The organism is Pseudomonas sp. JV245A, assembly GCF_032424515.1.
Lineage (GTDB): Bacteria > Pseudomonadota > Gammaproteobacteria > Pseudomonadales > Pseudomonadaceae > Aquipseudomonas > Aquipseudomonas protegens.
Genome location: NZ_VYKE01000181.1, coordinates 1 through 9159 on the forward strand (window position 1 = coordinate 1; position 9159 = coordinate 9159).

Consider the following 9159-nt stretch of genomic DNA (forward strand, 5'->3'; position numbering starts at 1 on the left):
CCTGCCGGCAGTACTCGGCGATCTGCCGGAACGGCGTGCCCGAACTGCTTTGCGGCGCATGGCGCAGATCGAAGTGGGCATCGAAATTGAGAATGCCTATGCGCGGGCAGGGCTGTTGGCGGCGCAGGTGATCGGCCAGGCCACTGAAGCTGGCAAAGGCGATTTCATGACCACCGCCCAGCCCCAGGGCCAGGTGCCCCTGTTCGAGCAACAGGCCGAGGCGCTCGGCGTAGCGCTGCTGGGCGCTTTCCAGGTGGTGGTCGGTGCAGGTCACGTCCCCTGCGTCGTACAGCGGGCCGGTGCCGTGCCAGGCCAGGTTGGCCAGGGCCGCGCGCAAGGCTGCCGGGCCCTGGCTGGCACCGGTGCGCCCCTGGTTGCGCTTGACCCCCTCGTCACAGGCCAGCCCGAGCAAGGCGATACCCGCCGGCTGCTGTTCGGCCCAGGGCTGCACCCACTGGTGCCAGCGCCGGGCGGCAAGGCCTTCGGCCAGGTCGATACGACCCTGCCACAGGTGCATGGGGGCGGTGCTGATCATGGTCTTGCTCCAGTCAATTCAATCCAGTCGGGCGCTCAGGCGCTGGGCCGCTTCGCGGGTCCAGCGGATCAGCCGCTCACTGCGCTGTTCGGCGCGGAACGCCGGGGCCATGAGGCTGATGGCGCCTTGCAAGCGGTCACGGCTGTCCAGCAAGGGCGCGCTGACACCCCAGATGCCCAGATCGATCTCGCTCAGGCTCACCGCATGCCCGGCGGCGCGAATGGCCCCGTAGCTGTCCAGGTGCGCGGCGAAATCCGCCTCCTCGACGCCCTGCTGGCGCAGGATCGACAAGCACAGCTCAGGCTCCATGTAGGCCAGCAACACCTTGGCCGAGGCGCCCAGCAGCAGCGGCTGCGCCAGGCCTTTCTGGTAGCAGCAGCGCAAGGGCTGCGGGCTGTCCACCAGCTCGATGCAGATCGCCTGCCCGTTGCTTGGCACCATCAGCGCGACGCTTTCCTGGCTGAGTTCGGCCAGACGGTTGAGCTCCGGCTTGGCCAGGGTCACCAGCAGGCCTTCGCGGTCGAACTTCTTCGCCAGTTGCAGGCAAGCGGGCCCTGGCAGGTAACGGCCCTGGCCATTGTCCTGGGCCAGCCCCCAGCGCAGCAGGGTCTTGAGGTGGCGATAGGTGCTGCTCAGGGGCTGCTGCAGGTTCAGCGACAGCTCCTTGGCAGACATGGCCTCCGGGGATTGCCCCAGGGCCACGAGTATTTGCAGCAGACGGTCAGTGGGCGTGTGGTAGTGCATAGCGGCCTCTTGCAGCCATGGTGCATGGAGTTTCCCGGCAAATGAAATCAGATTCCCAGGCAGTGGGAAAAGGCTGCAAAAAACCTTTGGCACAGGTGCTGCGCCGCAATGGACCTCGGCCCATGCAGGATCGTCGGTACCCGCCTTGAGGCCTTGGCGGGTGCCAGCGCAGCGATTTGCTGGCATCCTTTCCCGCCTGACCGGCCGTTCGCCCCGAATCCGCGAGCGCCGCCCCTTTGCGCAACAAGGTAAGACGCCCATGGCATCGATCGACAAACAACACAAACGTGCCGCCCGGGCAAAGGCCAAGGCCAAGCAGAACCGCGCCAAGCGCACTGCACCGACCTCGGAGCTGGAACTGGACCCCAACGACAGCCGCATCGACTTCGAATCGGTGGACCTGACCGAGCTGTTCGTGAAGATGCGCGACGCCGAGAAAACCAGCCAGCAGGCGCTGTGCACGGTCTTCCTCTCGGACCCGCTGCTGGAACTGGTCTATGAGCAGGAGGGCGAACAGGGCGCCACGGACTTCATCCTTGCGGCGCTGATCGAATACCGTAACTGGTCCACCGAGGCCGACGAGGCCACGGCCCTGGCCTGGATCGAGTCCGAGGCCTTCCAGGCCGACTACATGGCCGCATCCCAGGCACTGTTCAGCGCCGAAGGCTGAGTTTCTTCCGGGCATGAAAAAAGGGCGCATTCAGCAATGAATGCGCCCTTTTCCGTTTCAGCTAAACAGCCTGGCGTGATGCTCAGGCAGCTTCCAGCCGAGGGATTTCCATGCCGATGCGCGAGCTGGCGAAGTTCAGGTCGCCGCTGGCGATGGACTGGGCCTTGAAGCCTGCACCGATCAGGTCGCGTACATACAGCTTGTTGTAGATGAACATGAACACCAGGTTGCTCAGGCCGAAGGTGAACATGGCCAGCAGGAACATGATGGCAGCCCATTTCCAGTCGGCGCGGAACAGTGCCGGGATGAAGCCGAAGAAGAACACGGTCCAGGAGAAACCAACTGGCGCTTCCTTGATGGCTCCGGTGTTCGGGTTTTTGAAGATGATTTTAGTGAACGCCATGCGCGTCTCCTTGCCGCCCTTTCTTTAAGGGACCAATGGCCGGGCGATCACCATTGAACCCTGAATGCTCGTTCTTCGAGCCGGGACTGTCAGGCAGGCGCTGACACTCAGGAACCATGGCGGCTACGCAGGGAACAAGGGACAGAGGCAGAAGGCGGATTCAGGGCCCCGACAAGCATTCAATCCCTTGCAATACAGCGCTATTCCATAGCTCCTCTCACGCTGGCACGCAAGAGCTCTTATCGAAGAGCGCGCAGGCTACTATTTCGCCAGCGGGCTGTCCATGAAACGCCATGTAACAAGTCACAAATCCAGCAAAAAGGCCACCGTCAATGCTGACGGCAGCCTTTTTTGCCTTTCAGAACGCCAAACTCTCAGAGCCGGCGTCCCCTGCCGGGGCCTTCTTCAGTGCCTGGTGGTACTGCTCGGCGCTGATTTCGCTGAGTGTCGCGTAGCCGTCGTACTGGTAGAAACGCTGTTTGTCGCGAGCATAGCGGTCCGCGACAAACTCCAGGCTGGCCAGGTCGATGCGCTTGGCACTCACCGGCCGCCGGCCACAGAACAGCTTGCGCGTGCCCAATTGCAGAAAGTCCGGATGAGGAACCATCACTTCCTCCGGGCTGAATTCCACCTCCAGCGGTTTGCCGGCAGCAAACATCAGTGTCGCGGTGAAGGCGTAGCTGCCCATGACGCGAGTGTGCGCCGGGTCGAGGGGCTTCTTTCTTGCGCCGTAGTAATACACCGCCCCCTTGTCCCGGGCCCAGCCATGCCCGCATGACTCGAAGCTGGCCAGATCCGCTTTGGCCATAGGCTCGGGCACCTGATAAAAGACACTGTGGCAAAAAACCCTCTGGCCATCTGTCAGGTACGGGCCGCCCAGGGCACGGTAATGATCGGCGCAGGCCGAAGAGAATCGCTCCGGCACCCGGGTCTCGGCGCGATGAAAGGGGATCAGGTACAAGCCATTGGCGTCGCCACACAGGTGTGTGTCCAGCAGCTTGAAACTGCCGGCATCCAGACCATTGATGGGGCGGCCATGGAAGTGCACCTGGCTCCCCAGCTCGAACCCGGAGCCGATGGAACGCAAGGCCTGGGCTGTTGACGCCGATGGTGCCTGCAAGCGATGCCACCAATAATCTTGCAACTGCGGATGCGCCTCGAAGTACGCCGACCACTCTTGCAGCATGGTGTCATCGATCACCCCATCCGAACCGAGCGGGCCGTGCCTGTCACCCACCAGCAACGGCGAATAGTTGCCTTCGCCACGCTCCAGCTGGGCCACTACAAAACTCTCTACATCCACGTCCAGCGGCTTGCTGCGCCGGTAGACGCGATGCCGGTCAGCGTAGTAGTCGAATCCCAGGTGACGGAAACTCGGGCCATCGGCACCACGCAGGCGGGTGCCATTGCGGTAGACGAACTGATCATCCACGGCAAAGTACGGGTCCGCCGCTTCACTCTGGCTCAAGATCCGGCCACCGGCATCGAACACCGACTGAACACGGTTCAGCAGGCGGAAGTCACCGACATAGCGCAGGGTTTTTCCGGTCAGGTAATAAGCCCGCCGTGCGTCCTTGGCGTAGCGCTCGTTGAGCACGCTGAAAGTCGCCAGATCGACGTTGTCGATGCGGTAGAAATACTCATAGGCGATGCTCGAGCCCTGCTGCGCCTGGACGATCACCGAATGCCCATCCGTACCCCAGCGCCAGGCCAGCATCTGGAAGCCATCCGGATTGGCAATCGGCAACGGCGAACCGTCCTTCTGATGCAGCACAACGCCGCCCCGGCAGACTTGGCCGCTGATCACTTGATAAGCCGGATGGTTGGTACCGCGTACCTGCTGCTCCGCGCTGGCGATCGCTCGGGCGCCGAGGAAGACCTTGTCCCCGTCACTGAACAGCACCGACCCCGCAGGCCAGTTTTCTGGCACCGGGTGCACAAGCGCCAGGCGCTCAGGCTGCGCGCCGTCGATCACCTCCTGCCCGTAGTCATGACAGAAGTAGGCACGGCACTGATCACGCCAATGGTCATGGCCCAGGCTCTGCAAGCCCCGACACACACGCACCGGCAAGGCTTGCAACGGGTGGTAGCCATAACGCGCGAAGTAACGGGGCAACGCATAATAATCGGCCCGCGCATCACGCAGCAGGTGCCGATGAACACGATGTCGCCAGAGCGGCTCGCCCTCTACCAGGGGGGAAGCCGGGAATTGCTCGGTCGCGGCCTGGCAAGCCTGCTCAGCCGGGGTCCGCCCTTCACGCTGCAGCATGAGGTACACGTCCCGGGCTCGCTCCTCCACCAACAGGGCCCCTTCCACGAAGGCGAACCCTTGATGCCATTCGAGGTCGAGCAGTTCCCACTCGGCATCATCCATATCCAGGTCTTTCATCGCTACATCCCAAGCTAACCGAGTGGCGGATTATCAGCAGGCGCCCCGGGTGGGTAAAGCGCCCCGTCGCCAGGCCACGAGCGAGCCTCTGCCCGCCACCAGCAGCCCCCCCCAAGTTGCATCCGGACATGAAAAAGGCCGCGGTCATTTCTGAGCGCGGCCTTTTCATAAAGAGCGGAGCAAACCGTCAGTTCAGTGCCAGGGCACCATTGCGCTCGGCCTTGCGCCGACGGGCCACCATCAGGCCGGCAGCGATGACGATGACACTCAGCAGGCCAGTGGCGAGGATCTCCACCCGGTGCTCTTCCTGGAACAGCATGATGCCCAGCACCGCGACGATGAACACGATCACAGCGTAAGTCAGGCCCGGGAACAGCCACATGCGGAAGGCGATCTTCTCGCCGGCAGCCATGCGCTTGTGGCGCATGCGCAGTTGCGAGACGGCAATCACCAGGTACACCAGCAAGGCGATGGCGCCGGAGCTGGCCAGGAGGAATTCGAACACCGCCGCCGGAGCGACATAGTTGGCGAACACCGCGAGGAAGGCCGCAGCGGTGGACAGGATCACCGCCCAGTAAGGCGTGCCGCTGGCGTTGGTGCGCTTGGCGGCGGCCGGGGCATCGCCACGCTTGCCCAGGGAGAACAGCATGCGCGAGGCAGTGTAGAGCGCCGAGTTCAGGCAACTGGTCACGGCCACCAGCACCACCAGGTCAACGATCAGCTTGGCATTGGGGATGCCCATGCGGTCGAGCACGGTCTGGTAGGAGCCGACCTGGGCCAGGCTCGGGTCGTTCCACGGCACCAGGGCCACAACGATAAAGATCGATACCAGGTAGAACAGGCCGATCCGCCAGATCACCGAATTGGTGGCCTTGGAGATCTGCTTGCCCGGGTTGTGGGATTCCGCCGCGGCGATGGTGACGATCTCGGTGCCCATGAAGGAGAACATGGTGGTCAGCATGGCGGCCAGTACCGCGCCCATGCCGTTGGGCATGAAGCCCTGGGTGTCCACCAGATGCGATACGCCGCTGACCTGGCTGTTGGGGAGCAGGCCGCAGATGGCGGCGAGGCCGAGGATCACGAAGCCGATGATGGCTACCACCTTGATCAGGGCGAACCAGAACTCGAACTCACCGTAGTTCTTCACGCTGAACAGGTTGGTGGCGGTCAGCAGCAGGGTGATCACCAGAGTGAAGACCCAGATCGCCACGTTGGGGAACCAGGCATGCAGGATGGTCGCGGCAGCGTTGGCTTCCAGGGGAATCACCAGCACCCAGAACCACCAGTACAGCCAACCGATGGTGAAACCGGCCCAGTGGCCGATGGCGCGGTCCGCGTAGGTGGAGAACGATCCGGTGTCCGGCGAAGCCACGGCCATTTCCGCCAGCATGCGCATCACCAGCACCACCAGGGTGCCGGCGGCGGCATAGGCCAGCAGCACGGCGGGGCCGGCTTCGGCAATGGCGTGGCCGGAGCCGACGAAGAGGCCTGCGCCGATCACGCCGGCAATCGACAGCATGGTCACATGCCGCGGTTTGAGCCCCTGTTCGAGGTCATTGGAGAGTTGCGTACCGCTCATGAAAAGCACCTTTGCAACGAAAAAAGAGTAACTCCACCCGGTCTGCATTCGTTCTCGTAAAAAGAATCCAACAGGGCGTTCTTTATATCGCACGCAAGAATTGCGCCAAAATGTTACAGAACCCCGGGCAACAAGGGTTGGCGAGCCGACCGATGGAAATCCCAAGTCATTGAGAACAATGGCATTTCGCCATTTCGTTACCGGCCGACTCACTTGCAGGACGAAATGACGCACCAAAAACACACCCGAAAAGCAGCCGATGAGCGATTAGAGTGCAGATCCATGACCTTTGGCCCGTTAACCCTTCCAACACCCGGCCAAAGCTGGCACCATCGCGCCTTTTTTTACGCGACACCTACCGGATTTCAGGCGGATCCAGGGTTCAAACAGGCGTTCGGTTGTTGATGGGGCGACAGTCTTCTGTGCTGATGCGACAACCTGCCACACACCGTCTGTTTACCTCCGGTAGCGCTGTTGGCTGCGCTTGGAACCCTATGCTAGCTTGGCGCCTCGCCAGGAAGGCCGCCCAACAGCAGGAGCACAATGAACTCAATGAGGACCGCACATGGCTGAGGCCACGCCCGCGCTTGAAATCCGCAACTTGCACAAACGCTACGGCACTCAGGAGGTACTCAAGGGTATCTCGCTGACCGCACGCGACGGTGACGTGATATCGATCCTGGGTTCCTCCGGCTCCGGCAAGTCCACTTTCCTGCGTTGCATCAACCTGCTGGAAAACCCGCACCAGGGCCAGATCCTGGTGGCCGGCGAAGAGCTCAAGCTCAAGGCCGCGAAAAACGGCGAGCTGGTAGCCGCCGACGGCAAGCAGATCAACCGCCTGCGCAGCGAAATCGGGTTCGTCTTCCAGAATTTCAATCTCTGGCCGCACATGAGCGTGCTCGACAACATCATCGAGGCGCCACGCCGGGTGCTGGGCCAGAGCAAGGCCGAGGCCATCGAAGTGGCCGAGGCGCTGCTGGCCAAGGTCGGCATCGCCGACAAGCGCCACGCCTACCCGGCACAGCTGTCCGGCGGCCAGCAGCAGCGCGCCGCCATCGCCCGAACCCTGGCGATGCAACCCAAAGTCATCCTGTTCGACGAGCCGACCTCGGCCCTGGACCCGGAAATGGTCCAGGAAGTCCTCAACGTGATCCGCGCCCTCGCCGAAGAAGGCCGCACCATGCTGCTGGTCACCCACGAAATGAGCTTTGCCCGTCAGGTCTCCAGCGAAGTGGTGTTTCTGCACCAGGGTCTGGTAGAAGAGCAAGGATCGCCACAGCAGGTCTTCGAGAACCCGCTTTCGGCACGCTGCAAACAATTCATGTCCAGCAACCGCTAACGGAGCTACACGCATGCAGAGCTATAAGAAAATCCTCCTGGCCGCTGCCGTCACCCTGGCCTTCAGCGCCAGCGCTGCCGCCGAGACCCTGAAGATGGGCATCGAAGCAGCCTACCCACCGTTCAACAACAAGGACGCCAGCGGCCAGGTCGTGGGCTTCGACAAGGACATCGGCGACGCCCTGTGCGCCAAGATGAAAGTCGAGTGCACCGTGGTCACCTCCGACTGGGACGGCATCATTCCGGCCCTGAACGCGAAGAAGTTCGACTTCCTGATCTCCTCGCTGTCGATCACCGATGAGCGCAAGCAGGCGGTGGACTTCACCGACCCGTACTACTCCAACAAGCTGCAGTTCATCGCCCCTAAAGACAAAACCGAGTTCAAGACCGACAAGGCCTCGCTCAAGGGCAAGATCATCGGCGCGCAACGGGCGACCCTGGCCGGCACCTGGCTGGAAGACAACCTGGGCGACGACATCACCATCAAGCTCTACGACACCCAGGAAAACGCCTACCTGGACCTGACGTCCGGCCGCCTGGACGCGATCCTGGCCGACAAGTACGTCAACTACGAATGGCTCAAGAGCGACGCGGGCAAGCCTTATGAGTTCAAGGGCGAGCCTATGGTGGAAAGCGACAAGATCGGCATTGCCGTGCGCAAGAAAGATCCACTGCGCGAGAAGCTGAACGCCGCCCTGAAAGAAATCGTGGCCGACGGCACTTACAAGAAGATCAACGACAAGTACTTCCCGTTCAGCATCTATTGATACTGACTTGCCTGACCGGCGCTCGCCCCCTGGGCGCCGGTCCTTAGCAAAGCCATCCAGACCCCATGAATATCGATCTCTACGGATTCGGCCCGGCGCTCGCCGCCGGCGCGCTGATGACCGTCAAGCTGGCCCTCTCGGCGTTATGCCTGGGACTGGTGCTCGGCCTGCTCGGCGCCTTGGCCAAGACTTCCCCGTACAAGCCACTGCGCTGGCTTGGCGAAACCTATTCGACCATCGTGCGCGGCGTCCCGGAACTGCTGTGGGTGCTGCTGATCTACTACGGCACGGTGAACATGATGAGCGCGCTGGGCGAGCATTTCGGCAACCCCGATCTGGCCCTCAGTCCGTTTCTCGCCGGGGTGATCGCCCTCGGGCTGTGCTTTGGCGCCTATGCCACTGAAGTGTTTCGTGGCGCGATCCTGGCCATCCCCAAGGGCCACCGCGAGGCCGGCACCGCGCTGGGCCTTTCCAAGTTTCGGATATTCAGCCGCCTGATCCTGCCGCAGATGTGGCGCATCGCCCTGCCGGGCCTGGGCAACCTGTTCATGATCCTGATGAAGGACACCGCGCTGGTGTCGGTGATCGGCCTTGAAGAAATCATGCGCCACGCGCAGAACGCCGTGACCTTCGCCAAGCATCCCTTCACCTTCTTCATGGTCGCGGCCTTCATGTACCTGGGCCTGACCGTGCTGGCCATGACCGGCATGCACTTCCTGGAAAAACGCGCCGCC

9 protein-coding genes are annotated in these 9159 nt (G+C 62.3%); 4 read left to right on the forward strand and 5 right to left on the reverse strand.

Translation table 11 applies throughout. The features are described from left to right. Positions 1 to 535 (reverse strand): arginase family protein (locus tag F6S12_RS27750; RefSeq protein ID WP_315869549.1); only part of this gene is annotated, 535 nt, incomplete at its 3' end. Positions 536 to 553: 18 nt separating this feature from the next. Then, a complete protein-coding gene (locus tag F6S12_RS27755; RefSeq protein WP_019093890.1) occupies positions 554 to 1279 on the reverse strand; it encodes an IclR family transcriptional regulator in 726 nt (241 codons plus the stop codon). 259 nt (positions 1280 to 1538) lie between these two features. On the opposite strand from F6S12_RS27755, the gene F6S12_RS27760 reads away from it, so the two are divergent. Then, a complete protein-coding gene (locus F6S12_RS27760) occupies positions 1539 to 1949 on the forward strand; it encodes a hypothetical protein (protein WP_011058723.1) in 411 nt (136 codons plus the stop codon). 82 nt (positions 1950 to 2031) lie between these two features. On the opposite strand, the gene F6S12_RS27765 is transcribed toward F6S12_RS27760, so the two are convergent. The 3 genes from F6S12_RS27765 to gabP form a co-directional block, all read right to left on the reverse strand. Next, a complete protein-coding gene (locus tag F6S12_RS27765) occupies positions 2032 to 2352 on the reverse strand; it encodes a hypothetical protein (protein WP_011058722.1) in 321 nt (106 codons plus the stop codon). Between the two features lie 358 nt (positions 2353 to 2710). Beyond that, a complete protein-coding gene (locus F6S12_RS27770; protein ID WP_315869550.1) occupies positions 2711 to 4741 on the reverse strand; it encodes a DKNYY domain-containing protein in 2031 nt (676 codons plus the stop codon). 187 nt (positions 4742 to 4928) lie between these two features. Further along, positions 4929 to 6320: a GABA permease gene (gene gabP / locus F6S12_RS27775; RefSeq protein ID WP_011058720.1), complete on the reverse strand. Its 1392-nt coding sequence runs from the start codon at positions 6318 to 6320 to the stop codon at positions 4929 to 4931. Positions 6321 to 6885: 565 nt separating this feature from the next. Between gabP and F6S12_RS27780 the strand changes: the two genes are divergently transcribed. The 3 genes from F6S12_RS27780 to F6S12_RS27790 form a co-directional block, all read left to right on the forward strand. Beyond that, positions 6886 to 7659, forward strand: coding sequence for an ABC transporter ATP-binding protein (locus F6S12_RS27780; RefSeq protein ID WP_011058719.1), 774 nt, complete (start codon positions 6886 to 6888; stop codon positions 7657 to 7659). Between the two features lie 13 nt (positions 7660 to 7672). Further along, a complete protein-coding gene (locus F6S12_RS27785; protein ID WP_053155975.1) occupies positions 7673 to 8425 on the forward strand; it encodes an ABC transporter substrate-binding protein in 753 nt (250 codons plus the stop codon). A 65-nt stretch (positions 8426 to 8490) separates the two neighbouring features. After that, positions 8491 to 9159: ABC transporter permease (locus tag F6S12_RS27790; protein ID WP_315869551.1), on the forward strand; the 669-nt coding region annotated here is incomplete at its 3' end.